Source organism: Lysinibacillus sphaericus (assembly GCF_000600105.1).
GTDB lineage: Bacteria > Bacillota > Bacilli > Bacillales_A > Planococcaceae > Lysinibacillus > Lysinibacillus sphaericus.
This window is the reverse complement of sequence record NZ_CP006837.1, coordinates 4603923-4622577: the sequence shown is the minus strand read 5'-3', so window position 1 is coordinate 4622577 and position 18655 is coordinate 4603923. Positions and strand designations below refer to the sequence as shown.

The window sequence follows — 18655 nt, the reverse complement described above, 5'->3', positions numbered from 1 at the left end:
TGAATTTTCATTTCACCATAGTGTTATATTGCAACAAATTGAGTCTTTATTTGGCTATATTAAAAAATGAAAGAGACACTATTCAAATTGAAAATTTTTATAATGCTGCAGCGTTAATGGACTTTTTTACAGAAGATGGGGTGTCCTATTTTTGGTGGCTGCGTAGAAATTTGTGAAACGATTGAAAGACTATATTTCAATCCAATTGGATTACCATATGGGGGAATGAGCCTTTGCAGGAAGCAATCAAGTCATTTGGGGTAAAAATTATAAATGTGCACGGGTAATTATGTTTTAGTCTTAAATATCAATACTGAAAGCTTTCGATGAGCATTACGAGAAAAAAATAGGAAAGAGATACAAGGATCAGTAAAGCGTAAGGAGTATATAAATAGTCTATTAACAAAGGAACTTTCACCAAATATCTGTTTATCGCCATTTTAATAATGGAAATTCTCCTTTATTTTTTAAATACTATAAAGAGTACTTCGGAACGCTACATACAGTTGTCTATTCACCAAAAGATTTAAGCCTCATAATTGGTGTAGGAGAGAATAGTGAACCAATTATGTTTTCCCTAAGAAAATATTTGGATGGAACTTTAAGTCTTCCTAGAGTTATGAAAGGAAGAATTAATCAAGCTTTATAAAATTGACTAACCTCTTTTGGTTTTGGAGTAGCATAATTGGTGATCAAATGTAAACGAAATAAAAACCGCACTTAAAGTAGGTAAGGTTCACCGTACCTACTTTAAGTGCGGTTGATAATCCCACAACAATAATCATCGCAAAAATATATAGATTGTCATTCACTAAAGAACACGAAACCGGTGTTCTTTTTTATTTATTGAGGAAAGTAGTTGCATCTGACGTAACGGTAGATTTTATACTGGAGGAAAGGGAGCTGAAAATATGTATTCAATTGGGCAATTTGCAAAGAAGACAGGGCTAACGGTACGGGCTTTACGATTTTATAGTGAAAAGGGATTGATAGAACCATGCTATATTTCAGAATCGGGGCATCGTTATTACAATGACGGTAACATAGAGACCCTTCAAAAAATCGTCACATTAAAATATTTAGATTATTCTTTGGAGGAGATAGATGATATTTTACAGAACGGGGAACAGCAGTTAATCGAATCATTAATGTTTCAAAAACGCCAATTAGAGAAAAAGCGAAATCAAATTGATCGGGTAATTACGAGCTTGGAACAGGCGATTAACATAGGAAAACAAAAGGAAGCCATTGATACATCCATTTTTTTAACGATGATATTTAACTTACTCAAAGAGGATGAGCAACGAGACTATTGGCGAGGTAAGTTACCTGATGAGTTAATCGAGCGAATATACGACTTTTCCGGAATAACCATGATTGAATTTAATCGAAAATACATGGCTTTAGCTAATCAATTGAAGCAGGCATATATCCAACCGATTCAAGATGATTCTTTAAAAGCACTAATGGAGCAGCTATTATCATTAATTCCACAAGATATGGTAGAGGATTTAGTCGAAGTATTAAAGGAATATGAAGATATTGAGCTTAATGATTGGTTATTCCCTACACCTTTTACAAAGGAAGAGGAAGAATGGTTTATTTCGCAGGCTGAACGACTAGGAGTGTATAGGGGGGAAGCTGATGAATAATTCAGTACGAGGCATTTGGCAGCTTGTGAATAGCAATCGATTATCAAAGAAACTGACGATAGGCACTCTTTTACTGAGTATTGTTGAAACACTTATTGGATTGACTGTGCCATTATTTACGATGAGAATGATTAATGATTTTTCAACGATTGGTTTCTCATGGCAGTCCATTTTATTAGTAGGTGTATTTCTTATTTTCCAGGCTGTACTTAGTGGTGTAACGTTTTATATGATGCGTAAGCTTGGGGAAAGAATTGTGGCTAATTTGCGTATGAAGGTATGGGCGCATGTTTTACGGTTACGTATTCCTTACTTTGATGCACATGAATCTGGGGAAACCATGAGCAGAATTACGCAAGATACGAATGTTATTAAGGAACTTATTACAGATCATTTAATTAGTTTTATTTCGGGCTTATTTGCCATCGTGGGTGCGGTAATAATATTAATCATCATTGATTGGAAAATGACATTATTGATGCTAATATCAGTGCCGGTAGCCATTTTATTGACCTTGCCTCTGGGACAACGTATTCATAAAATCGCGAGGGCAAATCAAGATGAGCTTGCTAGTTTTACAGGACAGTTGGGGCGTGTATTAACGAATATACGACTCGTGAAAACGTCGCAAACAGAAAATTATGAGCAGCTAAATGGAGAAGAAAAAATCCAACATTTGTATCAATTTGGATTAAAAGAATCAAAAATTTTAGCCGTGTTATCACCCATTATGACGTTTATTATGATGGTGGTACTCATTTTATTATTCGGCTATGGCGGCGCAAAAGTAGCAACAGGTGCGATTACTGCAGGTGAACTTGTAGCGATCATTATTTACCTTGTTCAAATCATTATTCCATTTACACAAATGGCAACATTTTTCACTTCGCTTCAAAAGGCAATGGGTGCAACAGAACGATTACAAGAAATTTTAAATGAACCAATTGAAGGACATGGAAAAAATGCTATTGCGTCTTCCAATGAGTCAATTACTTTTGAAAATGTTGTGTTTCAATACAATGATAATCCAATTTTAAAAGGTATTTCTTTTACGATTCCAACTGGTAAAACAACCGCATTGGTTAGTGCCAGTGGCGGAGGGAAAACGACAATGTTTTCATTAATAGAACAATTTTATCATGTTACAGAGGGTACTATTCGATTTGGAGAACAGCCAATTGAACAAATCCATTTAAAGGAGTGGCGTAGCTTATTTGGATATGTTTCGCAAGAAGCTCCACTTATGAATGGCACAATTCGTGATAATGTAACATATGGAAAAAGTGATGTTTTAGAAACAGATATTATAGAGGCATTAAAAAATGCCTACGCATGGGATTTTGTTCAACAGTTTGAAAGAGGATTAGATACAGAAGTAGGCGAAGGGGGAATGAAATTATCAGGGGGACAAAGACAACGGATAGCAATCGCACGTGCTTTATTCCGAAATCCAGCAATCCTATTATTAGATGAAGCAACATCTAACCTTGATAATGACTCAGAGCGAGCGGTACAAAAGGCAATAGAGTATGTTATGAAGGGACGTACAACCGTTATTATTGCACACCGTTTATCTACAATTGTACATGCCGATCAAATTTTAGTGTTTGAGGATGGCCTTATTACGGGTTCAGGAAAACATGAGGAACTTCAAGAACATCATACGTATTATAAACAGCTAATTAAACTAATGACACAGTAAAAGATTGCTCTTAGTTAGACATATTCAAAGAAAAATGAATATGTCTTTTTTTATGTTATAAGGCGTTAATAGGTATATTAAGTAAAAAATACCTGTCTGACTGGAACTTATATAGCATATTCTAGTTACTGAATAACTAGAATATGATTATAAAAATGCGGAAAAAGGTATAAGAAAAAAATGTTAAAAAAACCTTAATATGTAATATAATTATTTGGTGGGAACTTATAGTATTTATAAAATTATCGGAGGTATTTTCATGTCAGACAAAAGTTTTGTAGCAACAATATTACTTTGCTTCTTTTTAGGTAGTTTAGGTGTTCACCGTTTTTATGTAGGCAAAATAGGTACAGGGATACTAATGTTTATTACATTAGGCGGTTTAGGTATTTGGACACTAGTAGATTTAATTATAATTATCGTTGGTAAATTTACTGATAAAGACGGCAACCTTGTTAAATCAAATTAAACATAAGAAGTACAATAGTGAATAAAAAACAATGAGTTTGTACATACATTTTACGCTTGTTGCTTTTATTTATAGCAATACATTAAAAGAAGGGAGACTTTTCAATGTCTACCCTTCTTAATTGTTTCATACAGTTAGTGTTCTATTGTAATTAATAGTAATAATAGCTATCATTCATCATTTCAGTTGCAAAGCCTATTACAAATGAAATAATCGCTACAATAATTGAAATAGCTAGACCAATTACCGCGAATATTAAAGCTGATTTTGCTGCTTTTGGCTGTGTATCTTTCCATGCAAAATAGATAATAAAACCAAGTAGAGGGAAACAGCATAAGCTGAGGACATTAATCCAAATATTTGGTGCATCTTCTTTTGCTACAGTCTTTTGTTTGTGAAATGTTAATACGTTAACACCGCAATGTATACAAATTTCGGCATTGTCATCAATGCTAGAACCACAATTAGGACAAAACATTGTAAAACCCCCTACATATTAAAAAAATTCCCATTTGCCAACTTGCTTCCCTTGTCGTTTTTTATTTGCAATCAGGACAGCATCGATCACGTTAATAGGTGTAATAATAAAAGAAGATAATCCTAAGGTTATCAATGTTAATATAAAAGAAACGACTAACATAACTAACCCTTTAAAAATTTGTCCCATTATTATTTGTCCTAATCCAACGAGGAAAAAGCTTAAAATCCCTATAATCGCTGGATGATAAGATTCTGCAGCTTGCGTTTTTTTAATTTCTTTTAGCATAGAGCCGCAAGCAATACACATGGCTTGATTACAATCTACCTTAGAGCCACATGAGTGACAGAAGTTTTTAGTGATGTAAGGTCGTACACCACATTTCGTGCAAATTTCCGTTAACGCAGCAATAGGTTCACTACAGTGAGTACAATACATAACTATGCTCTCGTGCTATTGACTTGCTAGTCCAATAATGAACATGACGATATAGAATAATACGATAACTCCTATGCTAATGAAGAAGAATATTAATGCGGATTTAGCCGCAACTGGTTTTTCATTTTTCCAAATAAAATACATAATTAATCCAACAAGTGGTACACAGCAAAGTGTAATGATGTTAATACCCCAGTTTGGTTTGTCATCCCCAACTGCATTTTTTACTCGGACACCACAGTGAATACAAATTTCGGCGTGCTCTGAAATTTGTTCGCCACAGTTTCTACAAAACATAATAGTACCTCCAATAATTCATTGTAAATTCCTTCCAACATTTTGACCCAATAAAAAAAATTGGTAACCCATAATGTAGAAAATATATATAATACCGATACCACCCGATAATCCAGTAAGGAACCGTCTATTATTAGTACTTGTCCATTTACCAAATAATTGTCCAAAACCATCAATAGCCATTGGTAAAATTAGTAATATGATAATCCGCAAATCTATTAAACCTAAAAGTATCACTAACATGATGGATAAGAGATATCCTACAGCCATCCCAGTACATCTTGCACATAAAGGGAACTTTTTACCTTTAAAATGGAATGAGCGGTCTGGTCTTTGATGGCAAAAGAAAAAAACTTGCAATAAAAAATTAATATTTTTTGCCATATTTGTAAGCTCCTTTATTATTCTAGCGTATAGTATATAACAAAAATGGAAACTAGTGAATACAATACATAATTTTAGTTTTATTGTAATGTAAGGTAAAATTATACATAGTAACTTTTTGCGAAAATATAGATGTTTGAATGAAGTTTTTAGCTAATCTGAAGTGTAATATGCCATTTGATTTAGAGCTGTAAATTGAGGGAGACATGTTAAAAGGTTGTTATTTAAAATATATGGTTGAAATGAAGTGTTTTTTGTACATAAAAATGGTAATTTACCATGGGGTTTTAATAAGTAAGGAATGGCAACAGTTGCTTTTAGGTAATTCAAATACCCCTTCACAAGGAGACAAGGGATTTACCATTTGAACTAGTAGATGGATGATTGGACCGATTCATAAAGTTAGTTCAGAAATCAAAATCCATAGGACCGATTTTATATTGATAGTCCTCTAGGTTGAGTGTAAGAGAATCTGTGAAAATTATCCCTTCGCTTTCTAATAATGCCTTTTGATGGGCTGCATTTTTAAAGGTAATTTCTCCTTTGATGTTTACAATACGATGCCAAGGAAGATTATATTTTTCACTCATTGTATGTAATATTCTTACCACCTGTCTGGCTCCTCTAGGACTGCCCGCACATGCTGCAACTTGGCTATAAGTCATAACTTTACCGCTTGGTATATTTTTTAAGACAGCTATTACATTTTTAGTAAATGGTTGCATATTATTCAGCCCCTATAGTAAAAGATATTAATACTAATTATGCCTTAACTATAGCATCTCCTCAATAATACTAAACGTTGGCATTACAATTAACAAAAAAAGTGTTAGATTGACGCAGTCAATCTAACACTTTTTCAGTTGTGGATTACTTATTATTGTGCAGTTAATCCGCCATCGATAATGAATTCTGAGCCTGTTGAATAGCTAGATTCATCAGAAGCTAAAAATAGCACCATATTCGATACTTCTTCTGGTTGTGCTACACGTTTTAATGGAATGTGTTTAGAGAATTCTTCTACTGCTGCTTTTGTATCTTCTTGTACAACCATTGGCGTTGCGATTACGCCTGGGTGCACTGAGTTTACGCGAATGCCCATTGGAGCTAGATTGATTGCGGCTGCTTTTGTCATACCACGTACTGCAAATTTTGTATCTGTATATCCTACAGCACCAGCAACTAAACCGTTCATTGAAGAAATATTGACGATTGAACCGCCACCAGCTTTCATCATTGAAGCTGCCACAGCTTTCATACCTAAAAATACAGATACTTGGTTAATATCCACAATGCGTCGATATTCTTCTAATGTCATATCAAGCATATTTTTCGCCATCGTAATGCCGGCGTTGTTAACTAATACGTTTACTGGACCAAATGCTTCTTCCGCTTTTGCAATGACTGTAGCCCAATCTTCTTCAGAAGTAACATTTTGTTTAACGAAAATTGCATTTTCACCTAATTCAGTAGCGAATGCATGGCCTTTTTCTTCATTTAAATCTGTTAAAATAACTTTTGCACCTTGCTCTACGAATAATTTAGCATGTGCAGCACCCATACCTTGTGCAGCGCCTGTAATGATTGCTACTTTACCTGATAAACGACTCATATAAAAAGCCCCCTAAACCTCATTTTAAAAATGTGATAGTTGACTATCACTTTATACTTCCTAGTTAACAACTTTCTAGTTGGAATGTCAATTCAAACGACTACCCAATTAGTGTGGTCGAATATAGGTTAAAAATACATCCTTTATCATCGTGAGCTGCTTGTCCGCTGAAAGGAATGTAGAGAGGTTCGTATCATGGGTTGTTAGGCTTGATTTAAATGTAAATAAACTGAAATTCTGCACCATCGTTATAATAAAAACATCTAAATCAATGTCCGTTCTTAATGAGCCATCTTTCTTGCCTTGCTCAGCTAATGCTAATAAGATAGTAGCTAATTTGCTTCGTGCAAATAAGTATTCCGCATATTGCTCCGTTGATTCAGCAGCCATTTTTTCATATAAATCAAAGGACTCAAAAAACTTTACTAAACGTAGCTGTGGGTCCTTTGTGCCGCTTATATAATAATCTAAAATTTGCTCGGTTTTTTCAAAAGCCGGAATCGTCTGCTCGACAATTTGTCCTATATCTGTCGCCATTTCATTTGTAATAGAATTGGAAGCTGCGATAACTAAATACTCTTTTTTAGGGAAGTACCGAAATATTGTTGCAATCCCAACCCCAGCGGCATCTGCCACGTCTTGCATCTGTATGTTTTGAACGCCTTGCTCTAAAAATAAATCCTTGGCAATTTGGATAATATTTTGGCGACGTTGTAGTTTTTGTTGTTCTCGTTTACTCATTTTCGTCACTCCAACTATTCTTCTTACATTAATTGTAGCATGTTTACTTGCTATCACTTATGTTCGCATTGCAGGAAACCATTAACTAGTATGCAATAGCAGCTAATTCTACTTATTTCTTTATGTTTGTAATAGCGCTCATAGCATTTATTGTAGTGTGGTTAGTACCCAAAAATAAAAAATAAGTAATTAATGCATGAGTTGCCAAAATAGAAAGTACCGTTCTAAATTTTTAGAGAGGTGCTTTTTCTAAATAAAAAACACCTCTAAGTGGCATCTTAGAAGTGTTTGGGATATCAATTTATAATAATAGAAAAAATGCTCAATCCATTGATAAAAATGTGAGCATGTGTTAGATTTATATAGATAGGCACTTTAGTATTTAAAAGTGTATAATATCTCTACTTTAATTATAGAGCATTGTTTTTCATAAGTCAACCCATATACTTTAATTTTTAAGGAGTGAATGCGATGAAGTCGGAGTTTCAGCAAGAGCAACAACGTTTGGACATTGTTATGGAGACTATTTCAGAGCAACTGAGTAAGTTGGAGAAAGAAACTTTACAGCGTAAGAATGAAGTAGTAAATATTCGCAAACATTTTTGGGACGAAATTAAGGTCAATATGGATACCTTTGATGATTACCTTGAGACGATTATCGGCTTAAGACAAGAAACGCAAGCACTGTCTGTCAGTCAAAGCACACACAAACATGCTTCTAAAAGATTGTCTACACTGCGTCGGATGCAGAAAGTGCCTTACTTCGGTCGAATTGATTTTTTAGAAGAAGGTATGTCGGTGAAAGAACAAGTCTATATTGGTATTTCATCGCTTATGGATAAAAGCGGGGAGGATTTCCTTATTTACGATTGGAGATCACCTATTTCGAGTGTTTACTATGATTACATGCCAGGCCCTGCCCAGTACACGACACCGGAAGGCATTATTTACGGGGAATTAGAGAAAAAGTGGCAATACCTAATTCGTGAAGGGGTACTTCAATCCATGTTTGATACAAGTTTGACAATTGGGGATGAAATTTTACAGCAAGTGCTAGGGCAAGGTACAAACAAGCATATGCAAAGTATAGTAGCAACGATTCAACAGGAGCAAAACCGAATTATCCGCCATGATCAAGGCAGGTTGCTTATTGTACATGGAGCAGCTGGCAGTGGGAAAACTTCAGCAGCTTTACAACGCATTGCTTATTTGCTTTATAAATACCGCGACAGACTGAATGCCGATCAAATTATATTATTTTCACCTAATGCTATGTTTAACAGCTATGTCTCTAATGTATTGCCTGAACTGGGCGAAGAAAATATGCAGCAAGTAACGTTTCAGGAGTACCTACATCACCGACTAAGTAAAGAGTTCGAGGTTGAAAATCCGTATGAACAATTGGAATATGTCTTAACTGAAGCCCATACGCCTGCTCATAGTATAAGAGTAGCGAACATCCGCTTCAAAGCATCTACTCGCTTTTTTGAAGTTATTAAAGCATACAGAAAGTCGCTGGAGTTTAACGGTATGATATTCAAAGACATTCACTTCAGAGGACAACCGATACTTACCGCACAACAAATTGGTGAACAATTTTATCGTAACGACACGTCACTTAATTTCCATAATCGACTGGAAAAATTAACAGAATGGATTTTAAAGAAAGTGAAAGAAACCGAAAAAGTTGAATGGAAAAAGGAGTGGGTGCAAGAAGAAATTGAGTTGCTTAGTAATGAAGAATACCATAAGGCACGAGTTTATTTAGCTAAAAAGCAAGGCTTTGCCAGAGAGACGATAGCCGATTATGAGATGGAGCCTCATAAACTTGCGCGATTGATTGTATCTAAGAAGCTGAAGACATTGCGGAAACGAATTCGTGCGTTACAATTTATCGACATTAAGGAAATCTACAAGCAGTTGTTTATTGAACCTGAGCAAATAAAACAGTGGGTAGATAGAGAAACACCAGTAGAGTGGGAGGCTATTTGCCAAGCAACGCGAGAGATGTTAGATGAAGATAAATTATATTACGAAGATGCTACTCCTTTTTTATTGATGAAAGAATTGATTCAAGGTTTTCAAACGAATAGCGCAATCAAGCATATTCTTGTGGATGAGGCGCAGGACTATTCGCCATTTCAATTCGAGTTTTTAAAACGCTTATTTCCTTTTGCGAGGATGACGGTGCTAGGTGATTTTAATCAGGCTATCTTTGCACATGCTAGCGAAATAATTGATTTTAATATGCTGAGTAGCCTATATGGGCCCGATGAAACAGAAGTTATTACGATGACGCGTAGTTATCGCTCGACAAAACCGATTATCGAGTTTACACGTAAACTAGTGCCGAATGGCGAACGCATTATGCCGTTTGAACGAGATGGCGCATTACCTGTGCTAACGCAATTATCGGATCGTGCAGCTTTACATCTTGCTATTACAACGAAAGTCGAAGCTTTGCGACAAGACGGCTATAACAGTATTGCCATTATCTGCAAAACTGCTGAGGAAAGCAAACATGCATTTGAAGCTTTGTCCGATATTGAGGATGTGAAGCTTATAAAATATGGCTCACCGGAGTACGAACAAGGTGTCGTCATTATTCCATCTTATTTATCCAAAGGAATCGAATTTGAAGCGGTTATCATTTACGATGCATCTGAGCACATATATGGTGATGACAGTTTACGTAGGGTTTTCTACACTGCCTGTACGAGAGCTATGCATTATTTGCAACTATATAGCGTAGGGGAACCGAGCCCACTTTTACGCAATGCTATACAGGAAAATTGAAGTGCCAGTCACTCAAACAATTTGCCTTGCAAGACGCACAGGATGTAAGCCGCAACAAATGTAAGTTGCGGCTTACGTTGTGCCTGCGGAAAGGACGTGGATTTTTATGGAATAGGGGATTTCATCATTATTCAATTTGCTGTGTAATAGCTTAACACCAAACAATTATTTCATGCGGTGTCGTTTGGGCGGGAATGCTTCTTGTCGTAGGGCCATAGACAACAATAAGAGTGCGGTTTGCAGGGCTTTTTGAAAAAGGTTGCCCATTTTTAAGTAAAATGGGCGTGTAGGGAGCAACATTTAATTGTAATTGCCCATCACTACTCAACAATTGCGAATTAAAAAAGTCGACTTTTACATTTTGATAGCTGTTTTCTTTGGCAACGATTAGTGCTTGGTATTGTGGAGGATAAATCATTGGGGCAGGTGCATTCCCATCATAATACCCAACAATGCGATCCCCACGGCTCACAACTTCTTGATTTACAAAGTAAGTAGAAGGTGAAATAACAAAATTAACGATGCCACCAGCACCGTCTTCTACAGTCATTAAAGTATAACAACCTTCACTTCCCCCATTCTGTCCGACAGCAAAATCATTTATTTGTGAAACAATTCCTTGAAAAAATTTAAAATTGACCATAGCCATTCCTTTCTTAAAAAAGTGTAAGCAATTACTGAAGACAACTTCACGCCCTGCATTCAATTCAACATCCCTTCGTACAGGGTCATTGTAATCTATGTAACAAGCCTATTTGGGGTGACTAAAAATATGTAGCTTTATTTTTAATACAAAGCAATAATATATTTTTTACTTAAATCACTATATACTTATCTAGAACTAAAACGTAATTTTTCTAAGGAGGGGAGCCTTTTGAATTGGATTTCTAAAAATAAGAAACCCTTTTTAGCATTCATCGTTATTCTTATTATTATTGCGGGTCTGCTCGATATTAAATATGAAGGACTATTCTTTCAAATGTTACCTAAAACTGTTCAAGACTTTTTAGCTAACTTGTTGTAAATACAAGTTTTATTAAACGTCTAGACAAGCAAAAGTACAGACTGTGCTTTTTTGCATAAATGAATTCATGTATAAATAAAAGTCCATCAGACTGGCCAAACTTTAAGATGAAAAGTAATCGCGTAGTTCGATTCCTTTTCAATAAAAATCAATGGAGGATGGCTATGTCAAATATAAACACAAATCGTAACAATGCAAAAGCTAAGGACAAGTTTAGTGCGAAAAAACAAGAAGTTAATCAAAATGGTAAAAAGCTCTATCAAGGAGAGTTTGGCTCTGAATTTGATTTTGATGGGGCGGTAGCACAAGCAAATAACTTTCCTGAAGCACAAGGGAAAAATGCCGCTCGACAACCCGTAAGCGAGCGGACTGCATGGCACTAGTTTGTATTTGACAACTATTCAATACATTGAGTTAAAGGACTAAGGCGTCAATGCCTTAGTCCTTTTTAAAAGAATGCGTTCATGATTTTATTGTTGATGGAATTTTAATAGAGATGGTTGTTCCTATGCCGATACTCGAATCAATCGTTATGCCATAATCAGGGCCATAATAGAGTTTAATGCGCTGATCAACATTTTTAATGCCAACGCCTCCTAGTTTTGTGCGCTTTTCAGTTGGCTCCTTGTTTAATTGATTAACGTCGAAGCCTTGTCCGTTGTCTTGGACTCTAAGTTCTACATCACTACCAGTAAGTTTTGCACTAATATGAATATGACCAATATGAGAAGAACTTCGAATTCCATGATATAAAGCATTTTCTACGATGGGCTGTAAAAGGATTTTAGGCATTTGGACATTGCGTATGGCTGGTTCACAGACAATCGTGTAATTTAACTTCTCCCCATACCGTTCTTTTTGAATAAATAAATATTGACGAACATGATCTAATTCATTTTCTACGGTTGTCAGTTCGTTTCCACCACTTAGTGAAAGTCGGAAAAATTGAGCGAGTGCTTTTGTCATTTCTATCACTTTCTCACTATCATTAAACTCAGCCATCCAAACAATTGTATCTAATGTATTGTATAAGAAATGCGGATTAATTTGACTGTGGAGCGCACTAATTTCTGTGGCTCTTAAGTGCTTCTCTTTTTCAGTAATTTCTTGCATTAATTTTTCAATTTGGACAATCATACTATTGAAATGTTTTGCTAAACTTTGTGCCTCATAGCATCCTTTTGCATCAATAGGCACCTCTTTTAAGCCGTATTCGATAGTTTGCATAGCTTTTTCTAAACGTTGGAATGGTTTCGTAATGCGTCCAGCGAATAATGCAACACTAACAGCAGCAATAATAAAGAGAACAGTTCCTACTAACAGAAAGATTTCGAGCAATTGCCTTTTAATCATTAACAATCCATCTTGCGAAGAGACACCAACAAACGTCCAGTCTGCATTCATTAACTTATAGGTGTGCGTTAACGTATTTTTTTCTTTATCATAGCCTGCTTGATTGGCGATTATTTGCTGTAATTGTTGTTGTTTCATGGAGTCTGCAAAATACGCTGTATCTCTGTGATAAACGACTTCGCCTTGATCATTGATAATGAAAGAAAAGCCATTCTTCCCTAAATCTAAATTAGCTAAAAAGTCTTCAATCACTTTATACTGGATATCGATAAGCAATACGCCAATATTTTGACCTTCATTATTTTTTATTTCGCGACTAATCGAAATAACCCAGTTGTCTTTATCCATTGAAAAGTGCTGCATCCGTGCAGAGGTTAAAACGGGTTTGCTACCGTTATTAACAGCCGCCATATACCATTGTTCCTTCATCATATTGCTCGACATACTCATAATTAAACCTTTTTCATTGGAAAGTACTTGCCCATCTTTGCTCACAATAACAACCGATTGAATAAATGGATCGGTTGTCATCGTTGTCCGAATCATCGACAATAAATTTTGCTTCATAGCGGAATCACGCTCTGTAGTTGAAAAATAGGATACAAGCTGAGGGTTTTCAGCAAGTAAAGCAGAGACCGCTTTTAGACGCTCAATATAAAGGTCAATATACATACCGCTCTTTTCTACTGCTGTTTTCGTACTAGAGGTTGCTTCACTCAATACAACGGAGGAAATACTATAATATAAAATGCCGCCCATTAATAACAAAATAACACCACTTGCTTTTAAATAGTGAAGGGCAATTTGCATGCGTAAAGTTTTCAGCATATTGGACTTCTTCATTTACTATTCCCTCATTTTTTCTCTAAACTGATTCGGAGAAACATCAAATTTCCTTTTAAATGTGGCACTGAAATAATTAGGGTCGTCAAAGCCGACAGCTGCTGCTACTTCATATACTTTCATATCAGTGCTAAGTAAAAAAATTTTCGCTCGGTCTAAGCGAGTAGAGAGCATATAATCTTGAAAGTTTTTGCCGTACAGGCTTTTAAACAAGCTACTCAAATAAGAATTACTTAGTGCCAGTTGTTTTGCTAAGTAGCTTAAAGAAAAATCGACATTGGCAATATTGCGGTCAATTTCCTTTTGAATTTTTGCTTTATAACCAGTATCATCATGTACTTTTGTATCGTTTAATATTCCTTCGACAAGCTTCGATATTTCATGCTGGCTTTGTGTTGCTTGCAGTTTTTCAATCAGATTTTTTAATGTTTCTTGAATGTCTTTTTTAGAGACTGGTTTTAGAACATAGTCATCAATGCCAGCCTTTAATGCTGTTACAGCATAATCAAAATAGTCATAGCCTGTAATAATAGCAATTTTGACATCTGGTTTTAGTGCCTTTGCCGCAGTGGCAAAATCAAGACCGTTCATTTTCGGCATATTGATGTCAGCTAGTATAAGGTCAGGGCTATGTTTTTTGAAAATTTCAAGTGCGGTTTCACCATTTGAAGCTTCGAATACCGTTGAAATAGAAAGCTCCTCGAAATTAACAAATGAGCGAATTCCTTTAATGATAATAGCTTCGTCATCGACGACCAATAATGTATACATGACATCACCTCTTTAAAAACATTCATAAAATAGGAGCTATTCCTTCATTGACAACTAAACAAGCATAGATGCAGATGGCACTGCTTATGCGCAAAATCCACTGTACTTTCTGCGGGCACGACGGAAGCCGCAACATTCGTCGCTAACCGCGCGAGCCTGTTGCGGCTTATGTTCTGTGCATTGCTAAAAGGAGTCTGCGTAAATTTTAGTGGATCGACATAAATTGTTTCAGAATTGTTTGAGTGACTGGCACCGTCATTATTTTGTGAGATGTACTAAGTATCCGTAACCTGCTGCTTCCATTTCGGCTTGTGGAATAAACTTAATGGCAGCACTATTGATGCAATAACGTAAGCCGCCACGATCTTTAGGCCCGTCATTAAATACATGCCCTAAGTGGCTATCACCACTGCGACTTCTCACTTCAGTTCTAATCATATTATAACTTGTATCTTCATATTCAAGCACTACTGCTGGGTCAATTGGTTTTGTAAAGCTTGGCCAACCGCACATCGAATCATATTTGTCCGCTGATGAAAAAAGGGGCTCCCCCGTAACAATATCAACATAAATGCCTGGATCATAATTATCCCAGTATTCATTGGAGTAAGCCATTTCTGTACCATTGCCTTGTGTTACTCGATATTGTTCTTTTGTTAATATTTTTTTAATTTCATCGTCGCTTGGCTTTGGATATCGTGCAGGATCAATGAGTGATGGTATTTCTTGATTTTCCAAAGAATCAAACTTTACATGACAATAGCCATCTGGATTTTTTTCAAGATAATCTTGGTGGTACTCTTCTGCAATTGTAAAGTTAACAAGTGGTTCCACCTCGGTAACAATAGGCTTATCATAGCGTTCTTGTTCTTTTGCTATTACTTTGTCAATAATCGCTTTATCGGCTTCATCTTTATAATAAATACCTGTACGATATTGGGTACCACGGTCATTTCCTTGCTGATTGAGTAAAGTTGGGTCAATTATTTGAAAGAAATGTGCTAATAGTTTTTCTAAATTAACACGTTCAGGGTCATAGCGCACATGAACTGTTTCTGCATGGCCAGTATTTTTCCAAATGACGTCTTCGTAGGTTGGGTTTTCTGTGTTGCCATTTGCATAACCAGATACGGCATCATAAACACCATAAACACGCGCCATATAATGTTCTACACCCCAGAAGCAACCACCTGCAAGCCAAATATCTTTTAAATTATTTGTATCAAAACTGACATTGACGTTAGGGTTTGGTGGATATTTAGATTGTGCTTGTGCTGTACTTGCATTACTTGCTAACAGAGAAGTGTCCGCTGAACATGCAGATAAAAGTAGTAAGATACTTACTAATACGCCAAATAATTTTATCTTCATTAGAGATTCCTCCCTTTATTATTGGATACTTTTAAATTTCTCAATAATTTGTGGATTGCCTACATGGCCGGGGAGCGTTTGAATTAGTTTGCCATCAGATCCAATATAGGAAGACGTTGGATATGCTCGCACATTGTATTGTTTTGCAATGGCGCCATCTTCATCTAATAGCACTTTAATATTTGAAGTGTTTTCAACCCCATTAAACCATTTAATAAATGCATCACTGTCTTTTTCATTATTAAAGTTCGGCGAAACGATGCTTAAGACAACAAAATCCTGTTCCTCACCAGCCAATGTATTTAGTTCTTCTAAGCCAGCTAAACAAATAGAGCACCAAGAAGCCCAAAACTTTACGTACACTTTTTTACCCTTGTAGTCAGCAAGATTATAACGATCCCCTTTAACATCAACTAAGTTAAAGGAGGGGGCCACAATGCCCTCGTTACTAGCCGCTGCAGTAGTAGCAGTATTTTTGGAATCTGCAGAACATGCCCCTAAAAAAAGGACTGCTACGAACAAAATAACAAGATGTTTTAAATGATTCATACTAAATCTCCTTTCTATTGTGGAATGAATGTTAATAATAGGTTTAAATTATTTGTCATTAAAACAATTCCCATGAAAATAATCATGACACCACCGGCAATTTTAATTTTCTTTGTATGCTTATTGATTTTTGTAACATGACGTAAAAGGAAATCGGAAAAAAGTGCAAGAACTAAAAAGGGAATTAGTAATCCAAGTGCATAGAATAACATCATCAGCGCCCCATAAGTAGCTTGCCCCTCACTTGCTGATAAGCCTAACACTGCTCCTAAAATTGGTCCGATACAAGGTGTCCAACCCATACTAAATGTTAGACCCAAAAGATAGGTGCCGAGTAAGTCACGTTTATTACTCCGTGTTAGCTGCACTTTCGTTTCTTTATGAAGCACGGCTAATTTAATGAAGCCAATTTGATGTAGACCGAGCAAAACGACTACTGCCCCACAGACGACGATAAACCAGTCTGTATTAATGACCGAACCAAGAAAACCGGCGCCAAATCCTAAAATTACAAAGCTTGTTGAAAGACCGACAACAAAAATAATCGTTTTAAATAGTAAATGTGTATTTACATGCCATTTACCGATAGAGAAGCCATGTTGCATAGCAGTTCCACTTTCATTGGTTGACAAAACTGAAAAATAAACCGGTAGTAAAGGGACAATGCAGGGGGAGAGGAAAGAAAGAATTCCCGCAATAAAAACAGTACTGAATAAAAGCTGTCCGTCCATGATCGAAGCACCACCTTTCTTGTATAGTTTTATAGTAAGAAAAGTGAATGCAAAGCAACATAGAATGATTTTATGAAACTCTTAGAAATCATCTTGTAAAAACATTAAGTGTGTAAAGTTAGTGAATTTTGTGCGTTTAGGGTAAAAAGGTATTAAACGAATACACTATTATTTTTCAAGTTTTTGGTAAGATAAGGTAGGGGGAGGGGTTGCTATGAAGATTTTTCGAAGCTATGGCTTATTATTAGGGGGATTTGGCTTTTCTTATTTAGGAAATTGGATTTATCTCGTTGCTTTAAACTTAATGGTTTGGCATTTAACGTATTCAGCAACAGCAGTAGCAGGTATCTTTATTGTTGGTCCGATTGCCCGCATCCTTACAAATTTTGTGGCAGGTTCCATTATTGATCGGTCAAATAAAAGAAACATTATGATTGCGATGGATGTTTTACGTGGACTAATTGTTTTCTTAATGCCCTTTATGACATCTATCTGGCTTGTCTACGGCTTATTATTTTTAGCGAATGTCGCTAGTAGTTTCTTTGGACCAAGCAGTACATATTATATTGCCAAATACGTGCACGATGCAGATAAGCAACGTTTTAATGCCCTGTTAGGCACATTCAATTCAGGTTCTTTTATGTTAGGCCCGGCCATCGCGGGTGTGCTTATTGCCTCTTTTAATATTAATATTGCGATGTGGGTAAACAGTGTGACATTTTTTGTTTGTGCATGGGTGATTGCCCGTTTACCGAACTTAGAGGAGGAAGTGAAAGAGAAGCGGGGAGTCCTTACAATTCGAGTAATGATAACGGACTTTAAAATCGTTTGGACTTTTATACAACAACAAAGGCAATTTTTAAAATTTTTTATTGCCTATCAAATCGCACTCATGGTTGCTTTTGCATTAGACTCGCAAGAAATGACGTTTATCAAAAAAGTTTTATCAGCTTCTGATAGTTTGTATGGTGTACTTGTCAGTGTTGCAGGGGTGGGGGCTATTGTTGGTGGTTTATTGGCAATGGCTTTAGTACAGAAATTTTCAATCACTACCTATATAGGAGTTGGACTAACATGTACGATGTTATCCTATACCTTGTTCTATGCGTCCAGCAATATTTGGTTTGCAACAGGTTGCTTTATCACGTTAGGTGTTTTTATGGCATTTAGCAATACGGGATATGATACGGTCTACCAAAAAAACATTCCACCACATTTAATGGGACGATTCGGTAGCGCTGTCAGCCTTGTTCAAAGTGTTATTCAAATAGTACTTACATTTAGTTTAGGCGTAATGGCAGATTGGTTTTCTCTACAGCTTGTAGCTGTTATTTTTGGTGCAATTGGTTTGGTATTTGCCATATACATGGCTATCCATATTGCAACAAATAAGCAGGCACTGCAAATCAAAAAAACAAATTGACTATATTTTTATAGACTGTGA

At 36.0% G+C, this 18655-nt stretch carries 20 protein-coding genes; 7 read left to right on the top strand and 13 right to left on the bottom strand.

Annotation, left to right across the window (positions count from 1 at the left end):
• Positions 1-911 precede the first annotated feature (911 nt).
• The 3 genes from T479_RS22470 to T479_RS22460 all read left to right on the top strand — a co-directional run bounded on the left by T479_RS22470 (position 912) and on the right by T479_RS22460 (position 3823).
• A complete protein-coding gene (locus T479_RS22470) occupies positions 912-1652 on the top strand; it encodes a MerR family transcriptional regulator (protein ID WP_025220892.1) in 741 nt (246 codons plus the stop codon).
• On the top strand, positions 1645-3354 hold the full coding sequence (locus tag T479_RS22465) for an ABC transporter ATP-binding protein (RefSeq protein ID WP_038510056.1): 1710 nt from the start codon (positions 1645-1647) through the stop codon (positions 3352-3354). The genes T479_RS22470 and T479_RS22465 overlap by 8 nt, the downstream gene beginning before the upstream one ends.
• Positions 3355-3613: 259 nt before the next feature.
• A complete protein-coding gene (locus tag T479_RS22460) occupies positions 3614-3823 on the top strand; it encodes a TM2 domain-containing protein (RefSeq protein ID WP_024364324.1) in 210 nt (69 codons plus the stop codon).
• Positions 3824-3974: 151 nt separating this feature from the next.
• Here T479_RS22460 and T479_RS22455 read toward each other — a convergent pair whose 3' ends face one another.
• The 7 genes from T479_RS22455 to T479_RS22425 all read right to left on the bottom strand — a co-directional run bounded on the left by T479_RS22455 (position 3975) and on the right by T479_RS22425 (position 7773).
• Positions 3975-4301, bottom strand: coding sequence for a zinc-ribbon domain-containing protein (locus tag T479_RS22455; RefSeq protein ID WP_024364323.1), 327 nt, complete (start codon positions 4299-4301; stop codon positions 3975-3977).
• An 18-nt stretch (positions 4302-4319) separates the two neighbouring features.
• A complete protein-coding gene (locus tag T479_RS22450; RefSeq protein WP_025220891.1) occupies positions 4320-4739 on the bottom strand; it encodes a zinc ribbon domain-containing protein in 420 nt (139 codons plus the stop codon).
• A 15-nt stretch (positions 4740-4754) separates the two neighbouring features.
• Positions 4755-5036, bottom strand: a complete 282-nt coding sequence (locus T479_RS22445; RefSeq protein ID WP_024364321.1) for a zinc-ribbon domain-containing protein — start codon at positions 5034-5036, stop codon at positions 4755-4757.
• 18 nt (positions 5037-5054) lie between these two features.
• Positions 5055-5420, bottom strand: a complete 366-nt coding sequence (locus T479_RS22440; protein ID WP_024364320.1) for a DUF2085 domain-containing protein — start codon at positions 5418-5420, stop codon at positions 5055-5057.
• Between the two features lie 407 nt (positions 5421-5827).
• Positions 5828-6145 carry an MGMT family protein gene (locus T479_RS22435; RefSeq protein WP_024364319.1) on the bottom strand — a complete coding sequence of 106 codons (318 nt, stop codon included), beginning with the start codon at positions 6143-6145 and terminating at the stop codon, positions 5828-5830.
• 152 nt (positions 6146-6297) lie between these two features.
• Positions 6298-7032 carry a glucose 1-dehydrogenase gene (locus T479_RS22430; RefSeq protein ID WP_024364318.1) on the bottom strand — a complete coding sequence of 245 codons (735 nt, stop codon included), beginning with the start codon at positions 7030-7032 and terminating at the stop codon, positions 6298-6300.
• A 108-nt stretch (positions 7033-7140) separates the two neighbouring features.
• Complete coding sequence (locus tag T479_RS22425; RefSeq protein WP_025220890.1) at positions 7141-7773, bottom strand: TetR/AcrR family transcriptional regulator; 633 nt, start codon at positions 7771-7773, stop codon at positions 7141-7143.
• Between the two features lie 471 nt (positions 7774-8244).
• Here T479_RS22425 and helD point away from each other — a divergent pair, with 471 nt between their 5' ends.
• Positions 8245-10569: an RNA polymerase recycling motor HelD gene (helD, locus tag T479_RS22420; protein ID WP_025220889.1), complete on the top strand. Its 2325-nt coding sequence runs from the start codon at positions 8245-8247 to the stop codon at positions 10567-10569.
• Positions 10570-10720: 151 nt separating this feature from the next.
• Here the strand turns inward: helD and T479_RS22415 are convergent, their stop codons facing one another.
• A complete protein-coding gene (locus T479_RS22415; protein WP_024364315.1) occupies positions 10721-11212 on the bottom strand; it encodes a hypothetical protein in 492 nt (163 codons plus the stop codon).
• Between the two features lie 231 nt (positions 11213-11443).
• Here T479_RS22415 and T479_RS23060 point away from each other — a divergent pair, with 231 nt between their 5' ends.
• Together T479_RS23060 and T479_RS22410 are read left to right on the top strand one after the other, a co-directional pair.
• Positions 11444-11593 (top strand): hypothetical protein, encoded by a 150-nt coding sequence (locus T479_RS23060; RefSeq protein ID WP_227665392.1) that lies wholly within the window; start codon positions 11444-11446, stop codon positions 11591-11593.
• A 164-nt stretch (positions 11594-11757) separates the two neighbouring features.
• The gene (locus T479_RS22410) at positions 11758-11976 is read left to right on the top strand and encodes a hypothetical protein (protein ID WP_024364314.1); all 219 of its coding nucleotides are present in this window, start codon (positions 11758-11760) and stop codon (positions 11974-11976) included.
• Between the two features lie 79 nt (positions 11977-12055).
• Here the strand turns inward: T479_RS22410 and T479_RS22405 are convergent, their stop codons facing one another.
• From T479_RS22405 to T479_RS22385, 5 genes are all read right to left on the bottom strand, one after another.
• Entirely contained in the window at positions 12056-13789 is a 1734-nt protein-coding gene (locus tag T479_RS22405; protein WP_025220888.1) for a sensor histidine kinase, read from the bottom strand.
• A 3-nt stretch (positions 13790-13792) separates the two neighbouring features.
• The gene (locus T479_RS22400; protein ID WP_025220887.1) at positions 13793-14560 is read right to left on the bottom strand and encodes a response regulator transcription factor; all 768 of its coding nucleotides are present in this window, start codon (positions 14558-14560) and stop codon (positions 13793-13795) included.
• Positions 14561-14818: 258 nt separating this feature from the next.
• A complete protein-coding gene (msrAB, locus tag T479_RS22395) occupies positions 14819-15931 on the bottom strand; it encodes a bifunctional peptide-methionine (S)-S-oxide reductase MsrA/peptide-methionine (R)-S-oxide reductase MsrB (protein WP_024364311.1) in 1113 nt (370 codons plus the stop codon).
• A gap of 18 nt (positions 15932-15949) precedes the next feature.
• A complete protein-coding gene (locus T479_RS22390) occupies positions 15950-16480 on the bottom strand; it encodes a redoxin family protein (protein ID WP_025220886.1) in 531 nt (176 codons plus the stop codon).
• A 14-nt stretch (positions 16481-16494) separates the two neighbouring features.
• On the bottom strand, positions 16495-17211 hold the full coding sequence (locus T479_RS22385; protein ID WP_038510053.1) for a cytochrome c biogenesis CcdA family protein: 717 nt from the start codon (positions 17209-17211) through the stop codon (positions 16495-16497).
• A gap of 214 nt (positions 17212-17425) precedes the next feature.
• Between T479_RS22385 and T479_RS22380 the strand changes: the two genes are divergently transcribed.
• Positions 17426-18634, top strand: a complete 1209-nt coding sequence (locus tag T479_RS22380; protein ID WP_025220884.1) for an MFS transporter — start codon at positions 17426-17428, stop codon at positions 18632-18634.
• Positions 18635-18655 lie beyond the last annotated feature (21 nt).

Coding starts and splice junctions, on each gene's coding strand:
- T479_RS22470 (WP_025220892.1), top strand. CDS start 912: ATGTATTCAATTGGGCAATTTGCAAAGAAGACAGGGCTAACGGTACGG.
- T479_RS22465 (WP_038510056.1), top strand. CDS start 1,645: ATGAATAATTCAGTACGAGGCATTTGGCAGCTTGTGAATAGCAATCGA.
- T479_RS22460 (WP_024364324.1), top strand. CDS start 3,614: ATGTCAGACAAAAGTTTTGTAGCAACAATATTACTTTGCTTCTTTTTA.
- T479_RS22455 (WP_024364323.1), bottom strand. CDS start 4,301: ATGTTTTGTCCTAATTGTGGTTCTAGCATTGATGACAATGCCGAAATT.
- T479_RS22450 (WP_025220891.1), bottom strand. CDS start 4,739: ATGTATTGTACTCACTGTAGTGAACCTATTGCTGCGTTAACGGAAATT.
- T479_RS22445 (WP_024364321.1), bottom strand. CDS start 5,036: ATGTTTTGTAGAAACTGTGGCGAACAAATTTCAGAGCACGCCGAAATT.
- T479_RS22440 (WP_024364320.1), bottom strand. CDS start 5,420: ATGGCAAAAAATATTAATTTTTTATTGCAAGTTTTTTTCTTTTGCCAT.
- T479_RS22435 (WP_024364319.1), bottom strand. CDS start 6,145: ATGCAACCATTTACTAAAAATGTAATAGCTGTCTTAAAAAATATACCA.
- T479_RS22430 (WP_024364318.1), bottom strand. CDS start 7,032: ATGAGTCGTTTATCAGGTAAAGTAGCAATCATTACAGGCGCTGCACAA.
- T479_RS22425 (WP_025220890.1), bottom strand. CDS start 7,773: ATGAGTAAACGAGAACAACAAAAACTACAACGTCGCCAAAATATTATC.
- helD (WP_025220889.1), top strand. CDS start 8,245: ATGAAGTCGGAGTTTCAGCAAGAGCAACAACGTTTGGACATTGTTATG.
- T479_RS22415 (WP_024364315.1), bottom strand. CDS start 11,212: ATGGTCAATTTTAAATTTTTTCAAGGAATTGTTTCACAAATAAATGAT.
- T479_RS22410 (WP_024364314.1), top strand. CDS start 11,758: ATGTCAAATATAAACACAAATCGTAACAATGCAAAAGCTAAGGACAAG.
- T479_RS22405 (WP_025220888.1), bottom strand. CDS start 13,789: ATGAAGAAGTCCAATATGCTGAAAACTTTACGCATGCAAATTGCCCTT.
- T479_RS22400 (WP_025220887.1), bottom strand. CDS start 14,560: ATGTATACATTATTGGTCGTCGATGACGAAGCTATTATCATTAAAGGA.
- msrAB (WP_024364311.1), bottom strand. CDS start 15,931: ATGAAGATAAAATTATTTGGCGTATTAGTAAGTATCTTACTACTTTTA.
- T479_RS22390 (WP_025220886.1), bottom strand. CDS start 16,480: ATGAATCATTTAAAACATCTTGTTATTTTGTTCGTAGCAGTCCTTTTT.
- T479_RS22385 (WP_038510053.1), bottom strand. CDS start 17,211: ATGGACGGACAGCTTTTATTCAGTACTGTTTTTATTGCGGGAATTCTT.
- T479_RS22380 (WP_025220884.1), top strand. CDS start 17,426: ATGAAGATTTTTCGAAGCTATGGCTTATTATTAGGGGGATTTGGCTTT.